This is a genomic window from Pseudonocardia sp. DSM 110487 (genome assembly GCF_019468565.1).
In the GTDB taxonomy this organism is placed as follows: Bacteria; Actinomycetota; Actinomycetes; order Mycobacteriales; family Pseudonocardiaceae; genus Pseudonocardia.
This window is the reverse complement of record NZ_CP080521.1, coordinates 1,785,775-1,810,372: the sequence shown is the minus strand read 5'-3', so window position 1 is coordinate 1,810,372 and position 24,598 is coordinate 1,785,775. Positions and strand designations below refer to the sequence as shown.

The 24,598-nt window shown below is 70.9% G+C and carries 22 protein-coding genes; 15 read left to right on the top strand and 7 right to left on the bottom strand.

All coding sequences use genetic code 11. The features are described from left to right. Window positions 1-606: a response regulator transcription factor gene (locus K1T35_RS08245; protein ID WP_220259568.1), complete on the top strand. Its 606-nt coding sequence runs from the start codon at window positions 1-3 to the stop codon at window positions 604-606. Window positions 607-616: 10 nt separating this feature from the next. Here K1T35_RS08245 and K1T35_RS08240 read toward each other — a convergent pair whose 3' ends face one another. The 4 genes from K1T35_RS08240 to K1T35_RS08225 are packed head-to-tail and all read right to left on the bottom strand — an operon-like array spanning window position 617 to window position 3,465. Beyond that, a complete protein-coding gene (locus tag K1T35_RS08240; protein WP_220259567.1) occupies window positions 617-1,015 on the bottom strand; it encodes a nuclear transport factor 2 family protein in 399 nt (132 codons plus the stop codon). Between the two features lie 11 nt (window positions 1,016-1,026). Then, window positions 1,027-1,575 carry a protocatechuate 3,4-dioxygenase subunit alpha gene (gene pcaG / locus K1T35_RS08235; protein ID WP_220259566.1) on the bottom strand — a complete coding sequence of 183 codons (549 nt, stop codon included), beginning with the start codon at window positions 1,573-1,575 and terminating at the stop codon, window positions 1,027-1,029. Beyond that, window positions 1,568-2,296 carry a protocatechuate 3,4-dioxygenase subunit beta gene (pcaH, locus tag K1T35_RS08230; RefSeq protein WP_220259565.1) on the bottom strand — a complete coding sequence of 243 codons (729 nt, stop codon included), beginning with the start codon at window positions 2,294-2,296 and terminating at the stop codon, window positions 1,568-1,570. Before pcaH ends, pcaG begins: the two co-directional genes overlap by 8 nt. After that, window positions 2,293-3,465, bottom strand: coding sequence for a 4-hydroxybenzoate 3-monooxygenase (locus tag K1T35_RS08225; RefSeq protein WP_220259564.1), 1,173 nt, complete (start codon window positions 3,463-3,465; stop codon window positions 2,293-2,295). Before K1T35_RS08225 ends, pcaH begins: the two co-directional genes overlap by 4 nt. A gap of 78 nt (window positions 3,466-3,543) precedes the next feature. On the opposite strand from K1T35_RS08225, the gene K1T35_RS08220 reads away from it, so the two are divergent. Genes K1T35_RS08220 through K1T35_RS08205 form a run of 4 tightly spaced genes read left to right on the top strand, consistent with a single transcriptional unit; the run spans window position 3,544 to window position 7,256 of the window. Beyond that, window positions 3,544-4,296 (top strand): IclR family transcriptional regulator, encoded by a 753-nt coding sequence (locus K1T35_RS08220; RefSeq protein ID WP_255621696.1) that lies wholly within the window; start codon window positions 3,544-3,546, stop codon window positions 4,294-4,296. Window positions 4,297-4,354: 58 nt separating this feature from the next. Further along, window positions 4,355-5,353 (top strand): acetamidase/formamidase family protein, encoded by a 999-nt coding sequence (locus tag K1T35_RS08215; RefSeq protein WP_220259562.1) that lies wholly within the window; start codon window positions 4,355-4,357, stop codon window positions 5,351-5,353. 8 nt (window positions 5,354-5,361) lie between these two features. Next, the gene (locus K1T35_RS08210; RefSeq protein WP_220259561.1) at window positions 5,362-6,123 is read left to right on the top strand and encodes an SDR family NAD(P)-dependent oxidoreductase; all 762 of its coding nucleotides are present in this window, start codon (window positions 5,362-5,364) and stop codon (window positions 6,121-6,123) included. Beyond that, window positions 6,123-7,256, top strand: coding sequence for an epoxide hydrolase family protein (locus K1T35_RS08205; protein WP_220259560.1), 1,134 nt, complete (start codon window positions 6,123-6,125; stop codon window positions 7,254-7,256). Before K1T35_RS08210 ends, K1T35_RS08205 begins: the two co-directional genes overlap by 1 nt. Window positions 7,257-8,516: 1,260 nt before the next feature. On the opposite strand, the gene K1T35_RS08200 is transcribed toward K1T35_RS08205, so the two are convergent. Beyond that, on the bottom strand, window positions 8,517-8,963 hold the full coding sequence (locus tag K1T35_RS08200) for a hypothetical protein (protein ID WP_220259559.1): 447 nt from the start codon (window positions 8,961-8,963) through the stop codon (window positions 8,517-8,519). 238 nt (window positions 8,964-9,201) lie between these two features. On the opposite strand from K1T35_RS08200, the gene K1T35_RS08195 reads away from it, so the two are divergent. Next, complete coding sequence (locus K1T35_RS08195; RefSeq protein ID WP_220259558.1) at window positions 9,202-9,804, top strand: superoxide dismutase; 603 nt, start codon at window positions 9,202-9,204, stop codon at window positions 9,802-9,804. A 30-nt stretch (window positions 9,805-9,834) separates the two neighbouring features. Here the strand turns inward: K1T35_RS08195 and K1T35_RS08190 are convergent, their stop codons facing one another. Continuing rightward, complete coding sequence (locus K1T35_RS08190) at window positions 9,835-11,118, bottom strand: competence/damage-inducible protein A (RefSeq protein WP_220259557.1); 1,284 nt, start codon at window positions 11,116-11,118, stop codon at window positions 9,835-9,837. A gap of 18 nt (window positions 11,119-11,136) precedes the next feature. Continuing rightward, entirely contained in the window at window positions 11,137-12,087 is a 951-nt protein-coding gene (locus K1T35_RS08185; RefSeq protein ID WP_220259556.1) for a patatin-like phospholipase family protein, read from the bottom strand. Between the two features lie 706 nt (window positions 12,088-12,793). On the opposite strand from K1T35_RS08185, the gene K1T35_RS08180 reads away from it, so the two are divergent. From K1T35_RS08180 to K1T35_RS08140, 9 genes are all read left to right on the top strand, one after another. After that, window positions 12,794-13,777 carry a nucleotide sugar dehydrogenase gene (locus K1T35_RS08180; RefSeq protein WP_220259555.1) on the top strand — a complete coding sequence of 328 codons (984 nt, stop codon included), beginning with the start codon at window positions 12,794-12,796 and terminating at the stop codon, window positions 13,775-13,777. Continuing rightward, a complete protein-coding gene (locus K1T35_RS08175; RefSeq protein ID WP_220259554.1) occupies window positions 13,774-15,024 on the top strand; it encodes a glycosyltransferase in 1,251 nt (416 codons plus the stop codon). Before K1T35_RS08180 ends, K1T35_RS08175 begins: the two co-directional genes overlap by 4 nt. Next, complete coding sequence (locus tag K1T35_RS08170; protein WP_220259553.1) at window positions 15,021-17,258, top strand: right-handed parallel beta-helix repeat-containing protein; 2,238 nt, start codon at window positions 15,021-15,023, stop codon at window positions 17,256-17,258. Before K1T35_RS08175 ends, K1T35_RS08170 begins: the two co-directional genes overlap by 4 nt. Window positions 17,259-17,268: 10 nt before the next feature. Next, window positions 17,269-17,508 carry a hypothetical protein gene (locus K1T35_RS08165; RefSeq protein WP_220259552.1) on the top strand — a complete coding sequence of 80 codons (240 nt, stop codon included), beginning with the start codon at window positions 17,269-17,271 and terminating at the stop codon, window positions 17,506-17,508. Window positions 17,509-17,552: 44 nt separating this feature from the next. Continuing rightward, window positions 17,553-18,923, top strand: a complete 1,371-nt coding sequence (locus tag K1T35_RS08160) for a nitrous oxide reductase family maturation protein NosD (RefSeq protein ID WP_220259551.1) — start codon at window positions 17,553-17,555, stop codon at window positions 18,921-18,923. Window positions 18,924-19,074: 151 nt separating this feature from the next. Further along, window positions 19,075-19,860, top strand: a complete 786-nt coding sequence (locus K1T35_RS08155) for a polysaccharide lyase family 7 protein (protein WP_220259550.1) — start codon at window positions 19,075-19,077, stop codon at window positions 19,858-19,860. Between the two features lie 455 nt (window positions 19,861-20,315). Next, window positions 20,316-21,269, top strand: a complete 954-nt coding sequence (locus tag K1T35_RS08150; RefSeq protein ID WP_220259549.1) for a 2-dehydropantoate 2-reductase N-terminal domain-containing protein — start codon at window positions 20,316-20,318, stop codon at window positions 21,267-21,269. Continuing rightward, on the top strand, window positions 21,266-22,552 hold the full coding sequence (locus K1T35_RS08145) for a glycosyltransferase (protein WP_220259548.1): 1,287 nt from the start codon (window positions 21,266-21,268) through the stop codon (window positions 22,550-22,552). The genes K1T35_RS08150 and K1T35_RS08145 overlap by 4 nt, the downstream gene beginning before the upstream one ends. Then, entirely contained in the window at window positions 22,549-24,528 is a 1,980-nt protein-coding gene (locus K1T35_RS08140) for a right-handed parallel beta-helix repeat-containing protein (RefSeq protein ID WP_220259547.1), read from the top strand. Before K1T35_RS08145 ends, K1T35_RS08140 begins: the two co-directional genes overlap by 4 nt. Window positions 24,529-24,598: the final 70 nt, after the last annotated feature.

Sequence of the window (24,598 nt, the reverse complement as noted above, 5' to 3'; positions counted from 1 at the left end):
ATGATCCGGGTCCTGCTGGCCGACGACCAGGCGCTCGTCCGCGGCGCGCTGGCCGCGATGCTCGATCTCGAGCCGGATGTCGAGGTGGTGGCCTCGGTCGGCGACGGGGACGCGGTGCTCGAGGCGGCCCGCCGCACCACGCCCGACGTCGCCCTGCTGGACGTGCAGATGCCCGGCACGGACGGGCTGACCGCGGCGGCCCGGCTGCACGCCGCGCTCCCCTCGTGCCGCATCGTCATGTGCACGACCTTCGGTCGCCCCGGCTACTTCGCCCGGGCGATGGCGGCCGGCGCGGTGGGCTTCGTGGTGAAGGACTCGCCGCCCGAGCAGCTGGTGGAGGCGATCCGCAAGGTGCACGCCGGGCTGCGCGTGGTCGACCCCGGCCTTGCCGCGGAATCCCTAGCCCGCGGCGTGAGCCCCTTCACCGAGCGGGAGCGCGACGTGCTGCGTGCGGCCCGCGACGGAGCGAGCGTGGCCGACATCGCGCGCGCCGTGCACCTGTCGGGCGGCACGGTCCGCAACCACCTGTCCGCCGTGATCGGCAAGACCGGCGCCGCCAACCGCGCCGAGGCCGCCCGCATCGCGGAGGAGAACGGCTGGTTGTGACCTGCTCGTCTCAGTCGCCCGGCTGGGCCACCGCGGTGATCTGGCTCAGCACGCAGAGCCAACGATCGTCGCGACGCACGAACACGTCGGTCACCCACTCGTCGGCGTCGAACCGCCTGCCTTCGTAGTGCGCCGTGTTCGTCATCCGCGTGGTGAGGAGCACCGTGTCACCGTATGCCCGCGCCCGGGCACCACCGACGCGGTCCATGGCCGAGTGGGTCAACGCCCCGGACTCGACCACGGACAGGAACTGTTCCTTGGTCGTCACCCCGGACTCGGAGACCATCACCCAGTCGTCATCCATGAAGTCGGCGATGCGCGCGGCGTCGTTCGAGACGATCGCACGTGACCATTCATCCTCGATGGCCTCGACCTCGGGCGCCGGGCGCGCACCGGTTTCGTCGGACATCGTGCCTCCGATCAGACCTGGAGGAAGACCGTCTCCCCCTCGCCCTGCAGCCGGATGTCGAAGCGCAGCTCGCCCTCCCCGACCGGCTTGGCGACGAGCGTGGCGGCCCGCTCGGGCGGCAGCGCCGACAGCAGCGGGTCTGCCGCGTTGGCCTCGCTCTCGTCCGGGAAGTAGATGCGGGTGACCAGGCGGTCGAGCAGGCCGCGCGCCAGCACCGTGACGTCGATGTGCGGCGCCTGGCCGTCCCCCAGCGCGCCCGGCTTCACCGTGACGATCTGGTAGCGGCCCTCGCCGTCGGTCGGGCAGCGGCCGAAGCCGGCGAACCCGGAGCCGGAGGCGCCGCGCGGGTCGTCGGGGTGGTCGAAGCGGCCGTCGACGTCCGGCTGCCAGGTCTCGATCACGCCGTCGGGCACCGGTGCGCCCGCGCCGTCACGCACGATGCCGGAGATGCGGATCGCCCCCGGGCTGCCCTCGGGGACGACCAGGTGGCCGCCGGTCCACGTCAGCCCGATGGACAGGAACGGTCCGACCGTCTGCGACGGGGTGAGCAGGTCACTCATGGGGCTCCTCGAACGGGGTCTGCTCACGGCCGCGCAGCACGATGTCCCAGCGGTAGGCGAGCGCCCACTCCGGCCGGGTGGCCTCGAGGTCGAACGTCGAGATCATCCGCAGGCGAGCCTTGGGGTCCGGCACCGAGTTGAAGATCGGGTCCTGGTCGAACAGGGGGTCGTCCGGGAAGTACATCTGCGTGACGAGCCGCTGGGTGAAGGCGCGGCCGAAGAGCGAGAAGTGGATGTGGGCCGGGCGCCACGCGTTGTGGTGGTTGCCCCACGGGTAGGCGCCGGGCTTGATCGTCGTGAACGAGTACTCGCCCTTCGAGTTGGTGAGCACCCGGCCGCCGCCGGTGAAGTTCGGGTCGAGCGCGCCGGCCCAGTTGTCGTTCTTGTGCGGGTAGCGGCCGGACGCGTTGGCCTGCCACACCTCGACGAGGGTGTCGGGCACTGGGCGCCCGTCGCTGTCGAGCACCCGGCCGAACACGACGATCCGCTGGCCGATCGGCTCGCCCGCGTGCTGGGTGGTGAGGTCGTGGTCGCTGGGCCCGATCAGGTCGTCGTGTCCCGCCGTCAGCAGCGGCCCCGTGACCTCGGTGAGCCGGTTCGGCAGCACGATCGGCGCCTGCGACGGCGCCCGCAGGGCCGTGCTCTTGTAGCCGGGGTAGTCCAGCGGCGGGTGCGTGCCCGGCGGGGGCGGACGATAGCCGGCGGGATGGGCGAGCGTCATGACGATCCTCCTCGGTGAGGTAGGCCGGTGTAGTTCTCGGCGAGGCTGGTGGCCGCGGCTCTCGACGTCACCGTGTAGTGCAGCTGCGAGAGCTGGAGGCGGCGGGTGAACGGGTCGCCGTCCGGCGCGTTGTGCAGCATCGACGTCATCCACCACGAGAAGTGCTCCGCCCGCCAGACGCGGCGCAGGCACGTGTCGGAGTAGCTGTCGAGGCCGGCTTCGTCGCCGCGGGCGAAGTACGCGGTGAGCGCCTCGGCCAGCACCCGCACGTCGGCGATGGCGAGGTTCATGCCCTTCGCCCCGGTCGGCGGCACGATGTGGGCGGCGTCGCCCGCGAGGAAGAGCCGCCCGTGCCGCATGGGCTCGGCCACGAAGCTACGCATCCCGGTGACGCCCTTCTCCAGGACCGGGCCCTCGTTGAGGGTGAAGCCCTCTGCGGCGAGGCGCGTGCCCAACTCGTCCCATATCCGGTTGTCCGGCCAATCGGCCAGGTCGGTGTCCGGCGGGACCTGCAGGTAGAGCCGGGTGATCTCCGGGCTGCGCATCGAGTAGAGCGCGAACCCGTTCGTGTGGTTGGCGTACGCGAGCTCGTGCTGGGTGGGGGCGGCCTTGGCGAGGATCCCGAGCCAGGCAAAGGGGTACTCGCGGTCGAACACCTCCGGCGCGAACGCGCCGCGGCTGATCCCGTGGAAGCCGTCGCAGCCCGCGATGACGTCGCAGTGCAGCTCGTGGCGCTGCCCGTCCGCGCCGGTGTACCCGATCACCGGGGCGTCCGCGAGCCCGTCCAGCGTGACGTCGGAGACCTCGAAGCGCAGGTCGCCACCATCGGCGATGCGCCTGGCGATCAGGTCCTTCACGACCTCCTGCTGCCCGTACACGGTGATCCCGCGGCCGACGAGGTCGGTGAAGTCGATGCGGTGGTCGACGCCCTCGAACCGCAGCGAGATGCCCTCGTGCGGCATGCCCTCCCGGTCGAGCCGCTCGGCGAGCCCGACCTCGCGCAGCAGCTCGACGGTGGGGTGCTCCAGCACGCCCGCCCGCACCCGCTGCTGCACGTACTCGCGACTGCGGACCTCGAGAACCACCGAATCGATCCCGGCGCGGGCGAGCAGGTGCGACAGCAGCAGACCAGCGGGTCCCGCCCCCACGATCCCGACCTGCGTGCGCATGCAATGAAGCCTGACGCACGCCGGCCGCATGCTCGACTCGGCTTCCGGCCAGCGGAAGGGGCACGGCAGACTCACGGCGTGGGAGAAACGGTGACGGGACGCGTGCTGCGGGTGCTCGCGGCGTTCACCGCCGAGCGGCCCGAGCTCGGCCTCACCGAGCTGTCGCGCCGCGCGAACCTGCCGCTGACCACCGCCCACCGGCTCGTCAGCGAGCTGGCCGAATGGGGAGCCCTCGAACGTGGGACGGACGGCCGCTACCGGATCGGGCTGCGGCTGTGGGAGGTCGGCGCGCTCGCGCCGCGCGGGCTGGGGCTGCGGGAGTCGGCCATGCCGTTCCTGGAGGACCTCTACGAGGTCACCCGGCAGAACGTCCAGCTCGCGGTGCTCGACGGCACCGAGGTCGTGTACCTCGAACGGATCTCCGGCCGAGGCGCCGTCAATGTGATCACGAGGGTGGGCGGCAGGCTGCCCCTGCACGCCACCGGCGTCGGCCTCGTCCTGCTCGCCAACGCCGACCCGGAGCTGCAGGAACAGGTGCTCGCCGCCCCGCTGAAGCGCTACACGGCCAAGACGATGTGCGACCCCGGGGAGGTCCGGCGGGCGCTCGCCGAGGTCCGGCGCACCGGCGTCGCGGTGAGCGACGGGCAGATCGAGCTGATCGCCCTCTCGATCGCGGCGCCGGTGCACGGCCCCCGCGGCGACGTGGTGGCGGCGCTCTCGGTGGTGGTGCCGGCGGAGACCTCGGACGCGCGGGCGTACATCCCGGTGGTGCGCGCGGCGGCCCGAGGCATCTCGAGGACGCTGGGTGCGCCCGAGCCCCGGCACCGCTGATTGCTGCAATCCCGGCCCGGTCTTGCGCCCATCCCGCCCTGGGCCCACGATCTGCCGCGTGGACGTCCTGGAGTTCCGGCCGCAGCCCGACCAGTACGCGTGGACGTTCGGCGGCGTCGCCCCTACCCACCGGATCACACCCGGCACGGTGCTGAAGCTCTGGACGGAGGACGCCTTCTCGGGACGGCTGCGGCGCACCACCGACAAACCGTCGGAGGTGCTGAACATGGCGGAGGTGAACCCGCAGACCGGCCCGTTCTACGTGGAAGGGGCCGAGCCGGGCGACACCCTCGCCCTGCACATCGCCGACCTCACGCCGGCCAGGGACTGGGCGGCGTCGTCGACGATCCCGTTCTTCGGCGCGCTCACCGGCACCGACCGCACCGCCCTGTTGAACGACCCGCTGCCAGAGCAGACGTGGATCTACGAGCTGGACCGCGCACGCGGGATCGTCCGGTTCGAGGCACAGCGCAGCTCGCTCAGCCTCGAGCTGCCGATCGCGCCGATGCTGGGCACGGTCGGCGTGGCACCGCCTGCCCGCGAGGTGCGGTCGAGCCTCGTGCCCGACACGTTCGGCGGCAACATGGACACCCCGGAGATGCGCGCCGGCACCACCTGCTACCTCGGCGTGAACGTCGAGGGCGCGCTGTTCTCCGTCGGCGACGGGCACTACCGCCAGGGCGAGGGCGAGAGCTGCGGCACCGCCGTCGAGGGTGCCATGGACGTCACTCTGATCGTGGAGCTGGTCAAGGGGCACGCGCCGGCCTGGCCACGGCTGGAGCACGACGAGGACTACGCGGTCGTCGGGTCGGCCCGCCCCCTCGAGGACGCGTGGCGCGCCAGCCAGATCGGCATGATCGCCTGGCTCGGCGAGCTGTACGGACTCGACCGCCTCGACGCCTACCAGCTGCTCACCCAGGTCAGCCGCTCGCCGCTGGCCAACGTCTGCGATACCAACTACAGCGCGGTCACGAAGATCGAGAAGTCGCTCCTGCCCACCGCTGCCGCCTTCGGCGGCATGCACCGCCACCTGCGCGAGCAGGCCGCAAGCCTGTAGGAGACAACGTGGATCTGCAGCTCACCGGCCGGACGGCGCTGGTAACCGGCGGCTCGAAGGGGATCGGACGCGCGATCGTCGACGGGCTCGCGGCCGAGGGCACGAAGGTCGCCTTCTGCGCCCGCACCGACGTCGACGTCAAGAAGGCCGAAGAGGAACTGCGCGGCGCGGGCCACGACGTCGCCGGCACGGCACTCGACGTCGCCGATGCAGCCGCGCTCCGCGCGTGGGTCGAGGCCTCGGCCCAGCGTTTCGGGGGGATCGACATCGTCGTCGCCAACGTCTCCGCCCTCGCGATCGGCCCAGGCGAGGAGAACTGGCGGGCCAGCTTCGAAGTCGACCTCATGCACACCGTCCGGATGGTCGAGGCGGCGCTGCCGCACCTCGAGCGCAGCGACGCCGCATCGGTCATCGCCGTGTCGAGCGTGTCCGGCCGGGAGATCGACTTCGCCGACGGCTCGTACGGCGTGATGAAGGGGGCGCTCGTGCACTACGTCTCGGGCCTCGCCCACGACCTGGCCGCGAAGGGCATCCGGGCCAACGCCGTGTCCCCCGGCAACGTCTACTTCGACGGCGGCGTCTGGCAGAACATCGAGCAGAACAACCGCGCGCTCTACGACCTGGCGCTCGGCCTCAACCCCACCGGCCGGATGGGCGGTCCCGAAGAGACCGCCTACGCCGTGGTGATGCTCGCGAGCCCGCGGGCGTCACGGATCAGCGGCACCAACCTCGTCGTCGACGGGGCACTGACCAGAGGAGTGCAGTTGTAGTGCGGGAATTTCGCATCGAAGTCCCCGAGTCGGAGCTCGACGACCTGCGCGAGCGCCTCGCCCGCACCCGATGGCCCGACACGGCCACAGCGGCCGGATGGACACAGGGCGTGCCGCTGGATTACGCCCGCGAGCTGTGTGACCACTGGGCCCGCCGCTACGACTGGCGCCGCTGCGAGGCCGAGATCAACGCGCTCCCCCAGTTCCGCACCGGACTGGACGGGGGCGGCGACGACACCGTCGAGGTGCACCTGCTGCATGTGCGCTCGCGACACAGAGGCGCAATGCCGCTGCTGCTCACGCACGGCTGGCCGGGATCGATCGTGGAGTTCCTCGGCATCGTCTCGGCACTCACCGACCCGCCGGACGCGGCCGACGCGTTCCACCTCGTGATCCCGTCGCTGCCCGGCTTCGGGTTCAGCGGCAAGCCGACCGTCCCCGGCTGGGGCGTGGAACGGATCGCCACAGCGTGGGCCCAGCTCATGGACCGGCTCGGCTACGACCGTTACGGGGCACACGGCGGGGACTGGGGATCGGCGATCTCCTCGGCGCTGGGCACGGGCGCGCCGGAGAACGTCGTCGGCATCCACCTGACCATGCCGCTGGCCGCACCCCCGCCGGAAGGCGAGCGCCAGCCGCTCGATCCCGCCGAGCAGAAGGCGCTCACCGCACGCGAGAACTTCCTGAAGGTCGGCACCGGGTACTCCCGCGAGCAGGCCACCCGCCCGCAGACGCTCGGGTACGGCCTCGCCGACTCGCCGTCCGGGCAGTGCATGTGGATCGTCGAGAAGTTCTGGGCCTGGACCGACTGCGCCGGCCACCCGGAGAACGTCATCTCCCGCGACCGCCTGCTCGACAACGTGATGCTCTACTGGCTCCCCGACACCGGCGCGTCGTCGGCCCGGCTGTACTGGGAGAGCTACGACCGCCGCCGTACGGACGAGGTGCCCGTCCCGACCGGCGTCACGCTCTTCCCGCAGGAACTGGCCCGGCTGCCCCGTCACTGGCTCGAACGTCGCTACACCGACCTGCGGCACTGGAACGAACCCGCGGTCGGCGGCCATTTCGCGGCGCTGGAGCAACCGGACGTCCTCGTCGACGAGCTGCGGACGTTCTTCCGGAAGTTGCGCTGACGGCTCGTGCGGTGCGGACGGGCGGCCTCCCCCGACACCAGTACTACAGCTCTACTTCGTGATCTTGCTGGTCGAGGCGGGGACGTGGACTGCCACATGATCCGCAGTAGCGGTTGCTCATGGCTGTGCCGGCAGCCATGAGCAACCGCTACTTGCGATCTTCGCGTCCATGATCCGGAGTTACGGGTGCTCATGGTCGTGGCGGCAGCCATGGACAACCGATAGTTCGGATCTTGCCCGTCGCCGCGCCTGACGGTAGGGGTGCGATCGTGGCGATCCATCGGGTCAATCTGGTCGGGGCATCTGCCGGTGGGCGCGCCGTTCCCGGCCCGGGCCACCCGGCGCCCGCCTCGTGATCCGGGCCTCGCGTGTGTTCCGCCGGTTCACCTCGACCCCTTCACGTCGCGGGGGTGGCTGGGTGGGGTGCACTACCGAACCCTGGGGTTGCGTGGGCGGCCGTCCCCGACGCGGGGGCACGCCCGTTCCCGACGAGACCGTCGCTGCCGGGTGCCACGCGACTGGCTGTGGTCCCGACCCTCCACCCCCAGCCCCGCTCCCGGATGATCGAGGCGAGACCACCCAGGGACAGGGCTCGCGCGCAGGTCCATGATCAGCAGGAACGGGATATCAGCTGCAGGGGTGCAGCTCAGGTCGCGATTCCGCTGATCACACCCCAGATTCCATGGGCGGTCAGGGGGCGAGGACGGGACCACAGCCAGTCAAGTGGCACCCGAACCGCGGCGGTCTCGTCCCGGACGGGCGTGCCCCCGCGCCGGGGACGGCCGCCCGAGCAACCACACGATTCGGTAGTGCACCCAACCCAGCCACCCCCGCAAGGCGACCCGGTCGAGGCGAACCGGCGAGAACACGACGGCAGCCGAGGGCTGTGGGTGAGGCCAGGGGCTACCCGGGGCCGGGAACGGCGCGCCCACGAAAGCGTCCGGCACCCGGCCGCACCCTCCCGGGGGGTGCGTTCCGCGGAACGCACCGCGACCCAAGCGGATGATCAGCGGCTCGGCGCGAAACCCGACGCCCCCGGGTCGGGAAAGGTGCCGATCTGATGATCACAGGCTCTCGCCGGGCGGCCCGACCCGGCCTCGTGTCGCCCGACGCACTCGTTCTCGGGTGGCGCGCCCGGTCGACGGGGTGTCTGACCTACGAGGGGGTGCGCCGGCAGACACGGGTTGCGCCGGCGGCTCCGCCGTGCGAGATGCTTCCCCAGCCCTGCGATCAGAAGAACGATCACGTCCGGCGGTGGTACTAGCCCCAGAACTCGTCGGGCCCCGGCTCGTAGCGCGGGGCGTGCTCGCGGCACCACCCCATGTGCACGGGATGCTCGCGGCAACCGTCCGCGGCACACGTGGTGAGCCACGACCAGAACCGCGTGACCAGCGGTCCGCCCGACGGTGCCGGTGCAGGCCGGGGAGGCCTCGCCAGCGCGAGCAGGAGCAGCGCGACCGCGATCGGGGCGAGTCCGACGACCGCCAGGACAACGACGTCGCTCCTGGCGAAGCCGGTCAGGAGCCCGGTCAGCCCGACGACGAGCAACCCGACCGCCGCCAGCCGCACCGGGACGACCGCGGTGGTCACCGGTGCCTGCACGGCGTCCACGTCCTGATCGATCTGGCGGGCGATCTCGTCGAACCGGCGCTGCTCGTCACGGGTGAGCGTCGAGCGGTCCTCAGGCGGGCGCTCCGGCCGCCCCACAGCCTTCGCCCGACCTGGCCATCCAGCCCACATCCCCATGCGCTTTCCCCCCGGGCACGCACTACACGCGCAACGCCGACTCCCCCGACGACATAACGCTCCCGGGCGTCCCGCAGTTACACGCGGACCCGGCCGACGGTCGGCCGGGTCCGCGTCCCCCGCCGACGTCGAGCTGCCAGAACGATCACCAGCCGGAGGTAGTTGCAATCTACTGGCAAGAGCATCATCATCGCTACTGATGACCACCTACACGCTGCCCGACCTGCCCTACGACTACGGCGCCCTCGCCCCGCACATCACCGGCGAGATCATGGAGCTGCACCACTCCAAACACCACCAGACCTACGTCGGCGCCCTCAACCAGACCCTCGACAAGCTCGCCGACGCCCGCGACAAAGGCGACTTCAGCACCATCGTCGGCCTCGAGAAAACCCTCGCCTTCAACCTCGGCGGCCACGTCAACCACTCCACCTTCTGGCAGAACCTCTCCCCCGACGGCGGCGACAAGCCCACCGGCGAACTCGCCACCGCCCTCGACGAGCACTTCGGCTCCTTCGACGCCTTCCAGGCCCACTTCACCGCCGCCGCCACCACCATCCAGGGCTCCGGCTGGGCCATCCTCGGCTGGGACACCCTCGGGCAGCGCCTGCTCATCCACCAGCTCTACGACCAGCAGGCCAACCTCCCGGCAGGCCAGATCCCCATCACCATGCTCGACATGTGGGAACACGCCTTCTACCTGCAATACCGCAACGTCAAGCCGGACTACGTCAAGGCCTGGTGGAACGTCGTGAACTGGGCCGACGCGCAGGCGCGCTTCGAGAACGCCCGCGCAGCGTGACCGTTCCGACGAACGCGCCGTTCGTCGGAATCAGGAGTGGCGCGCGGCGCGGAGCAGCAGGTGCATGCCCACGTCCGTGGAGCGTTCCCTGATGTCCGTGCGACCGCCAGGGAGGCGGGGGTCTCGGGCGATCACCTGGCCGTCGCCGGTGGTGACGCAGAAGCAGACGTAGCCGACGGGCTTCGCCTCGGTGCCGCCGCCGGGGCCCGCGACGCCGGTGATCCCGATCCCGACGTCGGCGCCGAGCCGCTCGCGGGCCCCGTCGGCGAGCGCACGTGCGACCTCCGGCGATACGGCGCCGTGCGTGGCGATCATCTCGGCCGGCACGCCGAGCAGGGCGGTCTTGGCCTCGTTGGAGTAGGCGACCACTCCGCCCGCGACGTAGTCGGACGACCCGGCCAGGTCGACGAGCCGGGAGGCGAGCATGCCTCCCGTGCACGACTCCCCCGTGGCGACCGTCCAGCCCCGCTCGCGCAGGGCGTGCGCCAGCAGGTCGTCGGTGCTCGTGCCGTCGACGCTCACCAGGTGGCGCGCGTGCCGGGCCGCGAGCTGGGCGTGCACGACCCCTGCGATCTCCTCGGCGCCCGGTTGCGGGCGCAGGTCCACCTCCAGCTCCGACCGGCGCAGGCAGGTGGTGATCTCGATGCCGGACAGGTCGTGCTCCGCCTCGATCTCGCGGAGGGTGGCGGCGATCTCGGACTCGGGCAGGCCGAAGTAGCGCAACGATCGAGCGGTGGCCGCCGGCACGTGCGCCAGCAGGTCCCGGACGGGGGCCGACGCCAGCGCAGCAGGCCACATCCCCTGCAGCTCGCGGGGCGGCCCGGGCAGCACCACGACGAGCGGCCCGCCGGGCCGGGGCACCACGAGCCCCGGCGCCGTGCCGACGGGGTCGAGCGGCACCGCGCCCTTCGGCACCATGGCCTGCTTGCGGTTCGCCGCGTCGAGGGCCGGGCCGCCGAAGCCGGTGCGGGCGGCGAAGCCGGCCAGGATCTGCGCGATCCGCTCGTACATCGCCTCGTCCAGCTCGAGCGGCGCGCCCGCGAACCGGGCGACGACCTCTCCGGTCAGGTCGTCGGCCGTCGGGCCGAGCCCGCCGCTGGTGACGACCAGCTCGCAGCCGTCCTCGACGGCGAACTCCAGCGCGTGGGTGAGGTCGTCCGGCCGGTCGCCGACGAGCTGCACGTGCGCCACCTCGAAGCCGAGCGCGGCGAGCTCGCGGGAGACCCACGGGCCGTTGCGATCGGCGATCACCCCCGTCAGCAGCTCGCTCCCGGTGACGACGACGGCGGCGCGTGGCCGGACCCCAGCTCCCACGCGCCGACCGTAACCGGATCAGGCGGCTACCGCCTCCAACGCCGTGGCCGCCGACTCGTCGCCGATCCGCACCGCCTCGCCCACGCGCACGGGGTCGACGCACAGTGCCCCCATGCCGGTGGAGCGGGACGGGCCGATCGCGGCCAGGTGACCCGGCCCGCGCTCGGGGTGCGCGGCGTCTGTGACAAGGCGCAGGTCGGCGCCGTACCGGCGGGAGCCCTGGGCGAGCGAGCCCAGCCCGGGGACGACCCGGTCGAGCGCGCGGGCCCACAGGGAAAGCCCGGCGTCGGGGTCTCCGTGCAGGTCGTCACTCCCCCGGCACAGCAGCACGAGCACGTGGGTGGCACCTCCGCGCAGGGCCCGCGCCATGGCGAGCGGCTCGGCGATCGATCCGTCCACCCAGCGCCGCCCGCCCCACGGGATCGGCGGCCCGGCCAGCAACGGGATGGACGCGCTCGCCCGCAGCGCTCGCTGCCAGTCCTCGACCGTTTCCATGCCCTCGAGGGTGTGGGCGGTCAGGTCCGCCGCGTCGGTGGCGACCACCCGCAGCGGCGCGGGCGTGTGCCCCAGCTCGTGCCACGCGAGTGGCTTGCGATCGCAGAGCACGTCGTGCACGAGGTGGTCGAGGGCGACCACCGGGCGCCTGCTGCCGAGCCGCCGCATGTTGATGAACACGTCCGTGGAGAGGTCCTCGGGATAGCTCGCGGCGCAGGCGGCGGCGTCGCCGGTGAGGAACGCCGCACCACTGAACCCACCCGACGAGGCCCCGTAGACCTCGTCGAAGGCGGGCACGAGACCGGCCCGGTCGAGCGCGCGCAGCATCCCCGCCACGTACGCGCCGCGCATCCCACCGCCGCCGATGACGAGCGCGACCCGGTTCCCGTCGTCGCGAGCGCCCGGCGTGGTGCGCGACGCTCTCCGCTCGCGCAGGACGTCGATGACCTCCCGGTCACCGTGGAGAAAGGGCACGGGAGACACCATTGGCACCCGATCAGGGTAACGGTGCCGGCCGCGCCGCCGACGTCACAGCCACACCGGGTGCTCGGGCGATGACGGCGGGCAGCGTTCACCGCGGCTAGGCTGTCGGTCGGCGCGGCGGATGCGGGCCGCCTCCGGCCGGACTCCACAAGGGACGATCCGGCAGGTCGGGGCGGCAGTGACCCGGACGGGTGGAACGTCGCCCGGCCGGGGCAGCGGTCGAGAGCACGGGGAGTGACCGGTCTCGGTCGCGGTCAGCAAGGGCGAACGAGCCGGCGACGCCGAGGTTGCGTCCACGTTCCCCTGCGCGCGCCGAGCGGTGATCCACGCGCGCCCATTGTCGAGTAGTGGCGCCGAACGGCAATGCAGAAACGCTGAGCGGTCCCCAAGGAAACGTTACCGTTATTCGGCGACACCCCTGCAAATTCCTCCGAGCGAGTGATTCATAAGGTGACTCAGATCACAGCTCTTGGTTACAAAGAGCTGTGAAGCTCTCAGGTCCATCACTCCACCGGATGATCCGCGCAACAGGTACCCTGTCACCGACCTGGGGAAACCGGGGCATTCGTGTGGCCACTTCTACTCGCGTGGTTGCGCTGCGTGACGAAGGACCTGGACGACCGTCGATCCATCGGTTGCGAAACCATCGTTCGTCAGAGGCGGCCCGAACGGTCGTCAAGAATTGGAGGGGCATTCCATGCAGTCGTCGAGGATCTTCATCGTCGGATCGGGTGTCGTGGGAGCTGCGACCGGTGGCGGCTTCCGCGAGGCCGGCCACGACGTGACGTTCATCGACATCAACGAGGCACGGGTCAACGAGCTCAAGCAGCGCGGGTGGGATGCCCGCACCGAGATCGACCTGACCGACGAGCCCGAGTCGCTGATCTTCCTCACCCTGCCCACGCCGCACGACGGGCACCGCTACGACCTGTCGGCGTTCGAGGCCGGCACCGCATCGGTCGGGCGCGCACTCAAGGGCTCTGCCGCCCGCCACACCGTCGTGGTGCGCTCCACCGTTCCCCCGGGCACCACCGAGGGCCTGGTCAAGAACACCCTGGAGGAGAACTCCGGGATGGTGGCCAACGAGGGCTTCGGGCTGGCCTCGAACCCCGAGTTCCTGCGCGCGGTCTCCGCCGCGGAGGACTTCGCCAACCCGTGGATGACCATCATCGCCAGCCGCGACCCGCAGAACGTCGAGCGGCTGCGCGAGATCCTGTCCCCGTTCGGTGGCGAGCTGCGCACCTTCACCAACCCGGCCGAGGCCGAGTTCATCAAGGCCGCGCACAACATCTACAACGCCACCAAGATCAGCTTCTGGAACGAGATGTGGCTGGTCGCCCAGAAGCTCGGCCTCGACCTCGACCCGATCGCCGCCACCGTCGCCCGCTCGGCAGAGGGCTCGATCAACCCCGAGTACGGCATCCGCGGCGGCGCCCCCTACGGCGGGGTCTGCCTGCCCAAGGACACCTGCGGCTTCCTCGGCTTCGCGGCCAACATCGACGTCGACATGCCCCTGCTCTCGGCAGTGGTTGAAACGAACGACCGCCTCGCCGCGATCGTTTCAGAAGAGGTCGACACCGCCACGCACGCCGCTTCACACGCTCAGCTGCGCCTGGCCGCCAGTGGAAAGGAGACGGCTGCTGCAGTGACGAGCGGACAGCAGCAGCACGAGCCGGCATGAACCTACCTGCGTACTACTACGTGCTGGGCACCCCGCTCGGGGTGCTCGGCCTGATCCGGTGGGCCACATGGTTGGTCCGCCGGATCCCGGCAGTGCTCTACAAACCGGTGGTCAACAACTACCGGCTCCCGATGAGCATCGTGGTCCCCACCTACCAGGAGGACCCGGAGATCTTCGCGATGGCGATCGAGTCCTGGCTGGCCAACCGTGTCGAGGAAGTCATCCTCGTCATCGACTCCTCGGACACGACCTGCCAGGAGATCGCCCGCAGGTATCCGGTCCGGATTCTGATCACCGACGTCCCGGGCAAGCGCGATGCGCTGCGCCGTGGCTGGCGCGCCGCCCGCACCGAGCTCGTCGCTCTCGTCGACTCCGACACGATCTGGGCCCCCGACGTGGCCGCCGAGGTCTGCAAGCCGTTCGCCGACCCCCGCATCGGTGGGGTCGGCACCCGGCAGAGCGTCTACGGGACCAAGGGGTTCCTGGCGCGGATCACCGACATGTTCCTCGACAACAGGTACTTCGACGAGAACGCCAGCCAGACCCTGCTGGGCCAGGCCGTGGCGTGCCTGTCGGGACGCACCGCGATCTACCGGCGCAGCCTGTTGCTGGAGATCGAGCCCGAGTTCATGGAGGAGTCGTTCTGGGGCGTGCCGTGCCTGTCCGGCGACGACAAGCGCCTCACCACGCTCGTCCTCGAGCACGGCTACCTCACCTACATGCAGCGAACCGCCGTCGTGTGGTCCACGTTCCCCGACAAGTGGAGCATCTTCTTCAAGCAGCGGGTGCGGTGGGCGCGCAACACGTGGCGCTCGGACATCCGGGCGCTGTCGAAGCCGTGGATCTGGAAGCACCCGTTCCTCGCCTACACCATGATCGACAAGGCCTTGTCGGGCTTCACGGTGTTGCTCGGCCCGGTCTTCCTCACCGCGGCGCTCGTCGCGCAGCAGTGGGTCGTGGCCGGCATCCTCATCGCCTGGTGGCAGATCAGCCGCGCGGCCAAGTTCCTGCCCCACATCGTGCGGCGGCCATCGAGCTTCTTCTTCGTCCTGGGTTACGTGGTCGTCTCGTGGCTCATGGCGCTCATCAAGATCCGTGCCCTGATGACGATCCGCTACCAGAAGTGGGGCACCCGCCAGGTCGCCGTCGAGAACGGTCAGGTCGTCCGCACCGCGGGCGCAGGCGGCGGCATCGAAGACGACGCAACGATCCCCATGCGGGCGGTCGGTGTTGGGAGGGCCGCATGACCAGCTCCCGGACGCGCAGGCGGGGCTTCGCCAGGATCATCATGGCGAGCCTCGCCCTCGGCGCGCTCACTCTTCCTGTCACGGCAGGCTCAGCCGCCGCGGCAACCGCCGGTGCGGCGGTGATCCAGTCCACGCCACCGGCCGGCGACGGCACCAGCGGCAGCGGCACTGAACCGGGCGGGTCCGGAAGCGACCCGGGCGGGTCCGCCAGCGATCCGGGCGGCGGGGACGGCGACGGTGGCGATAACCCCGGCGATAACCCCGGTGGCAACAACGGCGGTAACAACGGCGGTAACAACGGCGGTAACCCCGGTGGCAACACCGGCGGGAACAACGGCGGGAACAACGGCGGCGTAGTCACCCCGCGGCCCACCGGCCCGTCCCAGGCGGAGCGCGAGGCGCAGCGCGAGGCAGAGGCCCAGCGCAAGGCGGAGCAGGAGGCGGCGAAGGATGCTGCCGAAGCGGCCCGCAAGGCCGCGGAGAAGGCCGAGAAGGAGAGGCTGCGCGCGATTCGTGACGCCCAGGAGCGCGCCGAGCAGGCGGCGAAGGCACGCGCGTCGTGGGACGAGCGCGGTCGCCCCCGCCAGATGGTCACCATCCGTACCGACCGCGTCGAGGTCGTCGACAACGGACGGCTCACCAACCTCCCGCCGCGGCGCCCCGGCACGCTGGACCTCAAAGAGCTCGACAGGATGCTGCCGGCCGACTGGATCACCATCGACGGCGACACCGCCAACCTGAACGCGGCCATCGTCCTGACGCCGGGCGTCAACTTCGAGATCGCCGACATTCCCACCGTCAAGGTGCTCGGCGGGCCCGAGGTGCCGGACGCCTGCGCGATCTTCACCGGCAGCGGCCGGTTGACGCTGAAGAACACCACCCTGTCCGGTGTCGACCGCAACGGGCAGCAGCTGCCGATGGACGCTGCCGGCAAGCCCTTCATCGAGGCAGCCGGCGGGGGTGAGGTCAACGCCACCGACGTCACCATCACCGACATGGGTGTGCCCGAGAACGGTCAGGTGACCGCCGAGCCCGCCATTGGCTTCAACCCGGGCAGCAGCGGGTCGCTCGTGCGCACCACGCTGCAGCGCAACAACATCGGTGTCGAGGTCTCGAAGGCGCAGGGCGTGAACCTGGACGGGGTCACGGTCACCGAGTCGGAGAGCGACGGCATCATCCTCAACGGTGACCAGGGCACCCGCATGGCCAACCTCCGCGCCGAGCGGAACGGCGGCAACGGGATGTTCGTCGGCGGAGACAACTCCGACCGGCCGGTCAGCGGTTTGACCACGCTCAACAACAAGCTCTACGGCCTCGTCGTGACGGTGCAGAAGGGCACGAAGATCAGTGCCATCAACACCGAGGCCGACGAGGCGGGCGGCCTGCGGCTGAACCAGGTGGAGAACGTCAACGTCACCGACTTCACCGCCACCGACCAGCCGATCGGCATCTTCACCCACGTCGGCAGCACCGGCGTCGTGCTCGACAACATCCGCACGAGCGGCGGGCGCCGCGGCGTCGTGATCGAGAAGAGCACCACCAACCTGGAGCTGAAGAACTCGACGATCGAGGGCTCCCGGGTCGCCGGTGTGAACATCGGCGGCAAGGAGATCCAGGTCAACGCGGTGCAGGTCAGCGACGCCAAGGCCGGCGTGCGCATCGAGCGCGGTGCCGCGCACATCAAGCTCGCAGGCTCGACGATCGAGGGGGGCCGCGACGGCGTCGTCTCGTCGCCGGGTGCGCAGGACGTCACCATCACCGACCTCACGGCCAACAACGTCTCGGACGGCGCGGTCCGTCTCGGGACCCCGAACGCCGTGGTCAGCGGCGGCTCGATCAACGGTGGCGCCACGGGTATCCAGGTCACCGGGGCTGCGACGATCACCTCGGTCGCGATCAACGGCCCGAGCGCGGGCATGCGGATCCGCTCGCCCGAGATGGTGCGCGCCGAGAACGTCGCGATCGAGGCCACCGACCTGGGGCTCGACGTGTCGCCCGGCAGCCAGGTCGTGCTCGCGAACTCGAGCGTGCACGCGCTGGAGGCGGTCCGTGGGGTGTTCGTCCCCGAGGGCACGAACAACATCAGCCTTCCGCCACTCAACCTGCTGGCCGCCATGGGCGTGCCGCTGATCGTGCTGGCCATCGTGCTCGAGCAGGTGCACTCCTTCCGGCAGCGCAAGGTGGGCGGCAACCGGAAGCGCCTGCCGCCGGCGGTCCCGGTGGGAGCCGGCTAGGAACGCGTCCATGTTGTCCCGATCCCCGTCCCGATCCGCCGCCGCGGTCCTCGACACCCCACTCGTGGGCGTCGGGGGCCGCGGCGGTCGGCCGCCGGCGCCGGACGAGTTCCCGGGCAACGGACCGCGCCCCGTGCACCAGCACGCCGACTTCGCCGAGCTCGCCCTCACGGCGGGCTCGGAACCCCCACCGGGGCAGCCGCCTGCGTCCGACGACGACAGCGACCGCGGCACCCCGGGCGCACCATGATCACCGGCGGCAGCGCCGGTGCGGACCCGAGGATGACCCAGACGATGTCTCGACAGATCGCCTCCCCCGCCGACCGCCCCCGTGGCCGGACCCCACGTGGTCGGACAGCGGCGCTCGGGGTGCTCCTGGCCGTCGCCGCGCTGCTGGCGAGCGCCTGCGCGAGCCCGACGCCGGATCCGCTCACGCGGAAAGAGGCCACGCCCAACGAGAAGATCGACCCAGCCAAGCCGTGCACGCGAGAGGCCTCGGGTGGAGGCGGCGGGGAGTCCGGCGGCGCCCCCAACGCACGGTTCGACGCCGCGGGGAACACGATCAACCTCCAGGGTGGCGAGGGTGTGACCCTGCCGGCGCTGGCCCAGCGGGTGAGCGGAAACGCGCTGCGCAACACGGGCGACGGCGTGTGGGAGCTGCGCGCCGACATCTCCATCCTCGCCGGTGCGTCACTGCGGATCGCGGCGCCCGAGGTGAAGTGGCTCAAGCTGGTCAGCGAGAACGGCAAGTTCGCGTCGTTGAAGGCGTCCGGCGGCGGCCTCGACGTCGTCGGCAGCTGCATCACCACGTGGGACCCCGGGTCGAACGCCGCCGACACCAACCTCGACGACGGCCGCGGCTACCTGCTCGCCCGCGACGGCGCGCGGATGGACATCGACAACGCCGAGCTCAGGTTCCTCGGCAACAGCACCGTCGAGTCCTACGGGCTGTCGTGGCGCACCCACGGCACGACTGGGAAGATCACCAACAGCCTCGTGTCCCACAACTACTTCGGCCTCTACAGCTACGAGGTGGACGGGCTCGTCGTCACGAACAACGAGTTCCACGACAACCGGCTGTACGGCATCGACCCCCACACCGGGTCGAAGAACATGACCATCGAGGGCAACGTCGTCCACGACAACGGCAAGCACGGCATCATCCTCGCCGAGGACTGCACCGACAGCGTGATCCGCAACAACACCGTCTACCGCAACGCCCACCACGGCATCGTGCTCTACCTGCGGTCCGACCGGAACACGATCGAAGGCAACGACACCTTCGCCAACGCGGCACAGGGCATCAACATCAACGAGTCGCACGACAGCGTCATCCGCGACAATCGAATCTACGACAACAACGAGTCCGGCATCGGTGTCACGCAGACCGCCGAGAACAACCTCGTCGAGAACAACCAGGTCCGCGGGAACAAGCAGGACGGTGTGCGCGTGGTGAGCGAGTCGGCCCGGAGCACGGTGCGCGCCAACACCGTGGGTGAGAACGGCCGCTACGGCGTGTACGTAGACATCGACGGCGACGTGGACATCGCGGACAACACCATCTTCGCCAACCGGTCCGGGATCATGCTGAAGGGCTCCGCCGTCGTACCCGACGGCACCAACTCGATCTTCGACAACCAGCAGGCCGCGATCCTCAACGACTGAGCGGGCCGAGGTTTCCGCAACGTCACCTGATGGGGACTGCTTCCCACCCGGACGAGACGTCCGATCGCGAGTTCCGGCGGCCCGGGCGCATCTAGCCTGATGCGCCCGGGCCGATCATGTGCGCCCGATCGACTCCGACCGGGAGGGTCTCGTGCCGCGCATTTCCCCGTTCCTCGCCGCGCTGCTCGTCGCGCTCCCACCGGTCCCGATCCCCGACCCCGGTCCCGGCATCGGTCCGATGCTGGAGCAGCTGTGGGAACGCGTGCTCAGCCCGATCCGCGACGTGAAGGTTCCCGCCGACCTGGTCGACCTCGGCAACTGGTACCTCACACTGCCGACCGGCGAGAAGGGCGACCCCGACGACGTCTACCCGCCCGCACTCGAGTCCTTCGTCGACGACTGGTTCCGGCTGAACGACACGCGCGACGGCATCGTGTTCCGGGCCAACGCGGGCGGCGCCACCACCAAGAACAGCAAGTACCCGCGTTCCGAGCTGCGCGAGATGCACGGCGGTGAACTGGCGAGCTGGTCGAACGAGTCCTGCACCCACACCATGAGCCTCCGGCAGGCCGTGACGCGGCTGCCCGAAGCGAAGCCGCACGTCGTGACGGCGCAGATCCACGACGTGGACAGCGACGTCGTGATGGTGCGGCTCGAGGGCACTCAGCTCAAGGTCGAGTACGACGACGGCCGCGACGACATCATCATCGACCAGGCCTACGAGCTCGGTACCCCGTACGACCTGCGCATCGTCGCCGCCGACCGCAAGGTCCAGGTCTTCTACGACGACAAGCTGGCCGCCGACCTCCCGCTCAGCGGCGACGGCTGGTACTTCAAGACCGGCAGCTACGTCCAGTCCAACCCGGAGCGCGGCGACGCTCCGGACGCGGTGGCCGAGGTTGTCCTCTACTCGCTCGAGGTCGAGCACTCACCGTGAACGCGGGCGCCCCGCGGGAGCGCCCGGCAAACGCCGCCGCCTCTCCGGGGGTGCGCTCGACCGGGCTACAGGTCGCCGAACGGTCGCACGCGGGGTCATTTTTGCGGCGGGTGGAGCCCGGGCGCCACCCGAACGGCTGTTTCCGGGATGGATACGGGTGGTCCAATAATTGCCCCGGATTCACCGGACCAGGTGCATTTGTCAGTGATCCACGTCACAAAGCTGGTTACGCAAGGTTGAACGACACCGGTCGAGCGGATCGGCCGAGGAGGGCCAGGGAGAGCCGCATCTCCCCGCTGAGCTGCCGAGACAGGCTGCCGAGCCACCAATAGCCCACAGTGCCCGGATACTGCCCGTAATCAGCGGTTACACGATCGTGGCGCCGCCGGATTGCGGAACCATCTCCCCTGACGCGAGAGGTTCGACCGCTCAGAAATAGGGGAAGGTGCAATTCCATGCAGTCGTCGAGGATCTTCATCATGGGTTCAGGCGTCGTCGGAACGGCGACGGGTGAGGGCTTCCTGGCGGCCGGTCACGACGTCACGTTCATCGACATCGCGCCGCAGCGGGTGCGTGAGCTGCGGGAGCGTGGCCTGGACGTGCGCACCGAGATCGACCTGACCGGCGAGCCGGATTCGCTGATCTTCCTGACCCTGCCCACGCCCAACGAGGGGCACCGCTACGACCTGGCGGCGTTCACCGCCGGTACCGCTGCCGTCGGCCGCGCCCTCGCCACCGCGCAGGCTCACCACACCGTGGTCGTGCGCTCCACCGTGCCGCCCGGCACCACAGAAGGCCTGGTTCGCACGGTGCTCGAGGAACAGGCCGGCCGGGCCGTCGGCGATGGCTTCGGGCTGGCCTCCAACCCCGAGTTCCTGCGCGCGGTCTCCGCGGCGGAAGACTTCGCGCACCCGTGGATGACGGTGATCGCCAGCCGCGATCCCGAGACCGTGGACCGCCTGCGCCTCCTCCTCTCGCCCTTCGGTGGCGAGCTGCGCACCTTCGCCGACCCGGCAGAGGCCGAGTTCATCAAGTGCGCGCACAACATCTTCAACGCCACCAAGATCAGCTTCTGGAACGAGATGTGGCTGGTCGCCCAGAAGCTCGGGCTCGACCTGGACCCGATCGCCGCCACCGTGGCCCGCTCCGCGGAAGGCTCGATCAACCCCCAGTACGGCATCCGCGGCGGCGCCCCCTACGGCGGCGTGTGCCTGCCGAAGGACACCCAGGGCTTCCTCGGGTTCGCCGACACCATCGGCGTGGACATGCCGCTGCTGTCCGCCGTGGTCGAGACCAACGACCGCCTCGCCGCGATCGTGTCGGACGAGGTCGACACCGCCACCCACGCCGCGGCTCCCGACCAGATGCGGGCCCGCGCCATGGCGGGCTCCGACCGCGAGCCGGCATGAACCTCCCCATCTACTACTACGTGCTGGGCACCCCCCTGGGGCTGCTCGGCCTGTTCCGCTGGGGCTGTTGGCTCGTGCGGCGCATTCCGGCGGTGCTCTACCGGCCCGTCCTGGAGGAGCACCGCCTGTCGATGAGCCTGGTCGTGCCGGTCTACCAGGAGGACCCGCACGTCTTCGCGGCGGCGATCGAGTCGTGGCTCGCCAACGACGTCGAGGAGGTCATCCTCGTCATCGACGCCTCGGACCGGATCTGCCAGGAGATCGCCCGCCGCTATCCGGTGACGGTCGTGGTCACGACAGTGCCCGGCAAGCGGGACGCGCTGCGCCGAGGCTGGCGCAGGGCGACGACCGACCTCGTCGCGCTCGTCGACTCGGACACCGTCTGGGCCCCCGACGTCGCGATCGAGGTGTGCAAGCCGTTCGCCGACCCCCGCATCGGTGGCGTCGGCACCCGGCAGTCCGTCTACGGCGGACGCGGGTTCCTGGCCCGGATCACGGACATGTTCCTCGACCACCGCTACTTCGACGAGAACGCCAGCCAGACCTACCTGGGCAAGGCCGTCTCGTGCCTCTCCGGCCGTACCGCGATCTACCGGCGCGCGCTCCTGCTGGAGATCGAGGGCGACTTCATGGACGAGACGTTCTGGGGCGTTCCCTGCCTGTCGGGCGACGACAAGCGCCTCACAACGCTCATCCTCGAACGCGGCCACCTCACGTACATGCAGCGCACGGCCGAGGTCTGGTCCACCTTCCCGGACCAGTGGCGGATCTTCTTCCGCCAGCGGCTGCGCTGGGCACGCAACACGTGGCGCTCTGACCTGCGGGCGCTGTCGCGGCGCTGGGTGTGGCGGCACCCGTTCCTCGCCTACACAATGATCGACAAGGCCGTCAGCGGTTTCACGCTCCTGCTGGGCCCGATCTTCATGGTGGTCGCGCTCGTCCACCAGAACTGGATCTTTGCGACAGTGCTCGCGCTGTGGTGGCAGATCAGTCGCTCGGCCAAGCTGCTGCCGCACATCCGGCGCAAGCCGTCCAGCTTCTTCCTCGTCCCCGGCTACGTCTTCGTCTCGTGGGTCATGGCCCTCATCAAGATCCAGGCGCTGCTCACGATCCGCCGTCAGCGCTGGCTCACCCGCCAGGTCGCCGTCGAGAACGGCGAGGTGGTGCGCACGTCCCAGCCGGTGACGCAGCTGGAGGAGAAGCAGGAGTCGCCGCGGCAGGAGCACGCAGCCGCGCAGCGGCCGGAGGAGCCGAGCGAGCCGCGCACCGAGGCGGCGGTATGACTGGGCGGCACCGGTTGGGCAGGCTAGCCGCGGCCGGAGCGGTGCTCGGGACCGTCGGCGTCCTGCTGAGCGGTGAGTTGTTCGGAGGGGTCGCGAATGCGGCACCCGCGCCGGCCAGGGTGCACCCAGCCGCCCCGACCGCTGTCCACGTCGCGGTGCCGCTGCAGGTACCCCCGCCCGACCCGGAGGCCGCAGAGCGCGCCGCGGCTCAGGCGCGGGCACGGGCGCAGGCCGCGGCGCGGGCCGCTCGGGCGGCGGCCAAGCGCGCCGAGGCCGCGCGGAAGGTCCGCGTGACGTGGGAGAAGCGGGGCCGCCCGCACCGGATGGCCGTCGTGCGGACGAACCGGATCGACGTGGTGACCGACGGACGCCTCACCCGCCAGATCGGCAGGGGCGGCGGCGCCATCACGATCAGCACGCTCGACAGGGCGCTGCCGAGTGACTGGCTCGCGACGTCCGACGGCACCGCCACGCTCAGCGCGGCGATCGTGCTCACCCCGGGCACCGCGCTCGAGGTGGGCGACCCGATCAAGCGCCTCGAGCTGATCGGCGGGGCCACCCCGCAGGACGCCGCGGCGATCTACACCGGCAGCGGCCGCGTGTCGCTCAAGGGCGTCACGCTCACCTCGGCGGACCCGGCCACCCGGCAGGCCGTCGCGCCCACGTCACCGGGCCGTCCCTTCGTCGCCGTGTCCGCGCGCGGCCGGTTCGACGCGGTCGACTCGACGATCAGCGACCTCGGCACCCCGTCCACCGGGATCGACGGCGGCCGGGCAGGCGTGACGTTCAACCTGGGCGCGCTGGGCTCGCTGGTGCGCACCACCCTGCAGCGCAACACCACAGGGGTGGAGCTGTCCCGATCGGACGCCGTGCACCTCGAGGACGTCGCGTTCACCGAGTCGGTCGGGGACGGGCTCGTGCTCACCGGCGACCGCGGCACGACCATGAAGGGGATCCGGGCCGTCGGCAACGGCGACAACGGCGTTGTGGTCGCCGGGGAGAGCAGCGACCGCGCGGTCACCGGCATCACGACGAGCGGCAACGGCGGCTACGGCGTGGTCGTGATCGGCCAGACGGGCACCACCCTCTCCGGGATCGCCACCACCGGCGATCAGTCGGGCGGCCTGCGGATCAACCGCTCCACCGACCTGCGCGTCACCGACTTCAGCGCCACCGACCAGCCCGCCGGTGTGTACGTGCACGTCAGCAGCGCCCGGATCGCGCTCGACCACGTGCGTACGTCCGGGGGCCGGCGCGGTGTCGTGGTCGAGAAGAGCACCGACGGGCTCGAGCTGCGCGACTCGTCGATCGACGGATCCCGCGTGGCGGGCGTCGGCATCGGCGGCAAGCACGTCCTCCTCAGCGGCGTGCGGATCAGCGACTCGCGCGCGGCCGTGCGGGTCGAGCGCGGTGCCGTGGGCATCCGCCTGGCGGGGCTCGTCGTGGAGGGCGGGCGCGACGGTGTCGTGACGACCCCTGGCACCACGGGCGTGGTGATCGCGGACCTCATGGCGCGCAACGTCGCATCGGACGCGGTGCGGACCGCGAGCACGGACGCCGAGATCATCGGAGGCCGGATCACCGGCGGCACCACCGGGATCGACGTCGCGGCGGCCTGCACGATCTCCGGCATCACGATCGACGGCGCCGCGGAGGGCATCCACTCCCGCTCGCCCGACCTCGTGCGCGCCGACGAGGTGCGCATCGACGCCCTCGACCTGGGCGTCAACGCGATGCCCGGAAGCCCGTTCCACCTGACCGGGTCCAGCGTGCACGCGCTCGAGGCGCTGCGCGGGCCGATCCAGCAGCACGGAACGAACGACCTCAGCCTGCCACCGCTCAACCTGCTCAGCGCGATCGGCCTGCCGCTGATCCTGCTGGCCATCGTGCTCGAGCAGGTGCACACCACCCGGCAGCGGCGAGCGGGCGTCCGCAGGCGCCGGCTGCCGCCGGTGCCCGTCGGCGCGACGGGCTGACCGAGCCTCCCGCCAGACGCCCGCTGGTCGAACAGGGACGGCGCTACTCGACCTACGACAGAGAGCAGCG

What these genes read in the sequence shown, in the direction of transcription:
- K1T35_RS08175 (WP_220259554.1), top strand. Translation starts at nt 13,774, where the DNA reads ATGAACCTACCTGCGTACTACTACGTGCTGGGCACCCCGCTCGGGGTG.
- K1T35_RS08225 (WP_220259564.1), bottom strand. Translation starts at nt 3,465, where the DNA reads ATGCGCACGCAGGTCGGGATCGTGGGGGCGGGACCCGCTGGTCTGCTG.
- K1T35_RS08160 (WP_220259551.1), top strand. Translation starts at nt 17,553, where the DNA reads ATGTCTCGACAGATCGCCTCCCCCGCCGACCGCCCCCGTGGCCGGACC.
- K1T35_RS08195 (WP_220259558.1), top strand. Translation starts at nt 9,202, where the DNA reads ATGACCACCTACACGCTGCCCGACCTGCCCTACGACTACGGCGCCCTC.
- K1T35_RS08180 (WP_220259555.1), top strand. Translation starts at nt 12,794, where the DNA reads ATGCAGTCGTCGAGGATCTTCATCGTCGGATCGGGTGTCGTGGGAGCT.
- K1T35_RS08165 (WP_220259552.1), top strand. Translation starts at nt 17,269, where the DNA reads ATGTTGTCCCGATCCCCGTCCCGATCCGCCGCCGCGGTCCTCGACACC.
- K1T35_RS08240 (WP_220259567.1), bottom strand. Translation starts at nt 1,015, where the DNA reads ATGTCCGACGAAACCGGTGCGCGCCCGGCGCCCGAGGTCGAGGCCATC.
- pcaG (WP_220259566.1), bottom strand. Translation starts at nt 1,575, where the DNA reads ATGAGTGACCTGCTCACCCCGTCGCAGACGGTCGGACCGTTCCTGTCC.
- K1T35_RS08245 (WP_220259568.1), top strand. Translation starts at nt 1, where the DNA reads ATGATCCGGGTCCTGCTGGCCGACGACCAGGCGCTCGTCCGCGGCGCG.
- K1T35_RS08140 (WP_220259547.1), top strand. Translation starts at nt 22,549, where the DNA reads ATGACTGGGCGGCACCGGTTGGGCAGGCTAGCCGCGGCCGGAGCGGTG.
- K1T35_RS08150 (WP_220259549.1), top strand. Translation starts at nt 20,316, where the DNA reads ATGCAGTCGTCGAGGATCTTCATCATGGGTTCAGGCGTCGTCGGAACG.
- K1T35_RS08145 (WP_220259548.1), top strand. Translation starts at nt 21,266, where the DNA reads ATGAACCTCCCCATCTACTACTACGTGCTGGGCACCCCCCTGGGGCTG.
- pcaH (WP_220259565.1), bottom strand. Translation starts at nt 2,296, where the DNA reads ATGACGCTCGCCCATCCCGCCGGCTATCGTCCGCCCCCGCCGGGCACG.
- K1T35_RS08170 (WP_220259553.1), top strand. Translation starts at nt 15,021, where the DNA reads ATGACCAGCTCCCGGACGCGCAGGCGGGGCTTCGCCAGGATCATCATG.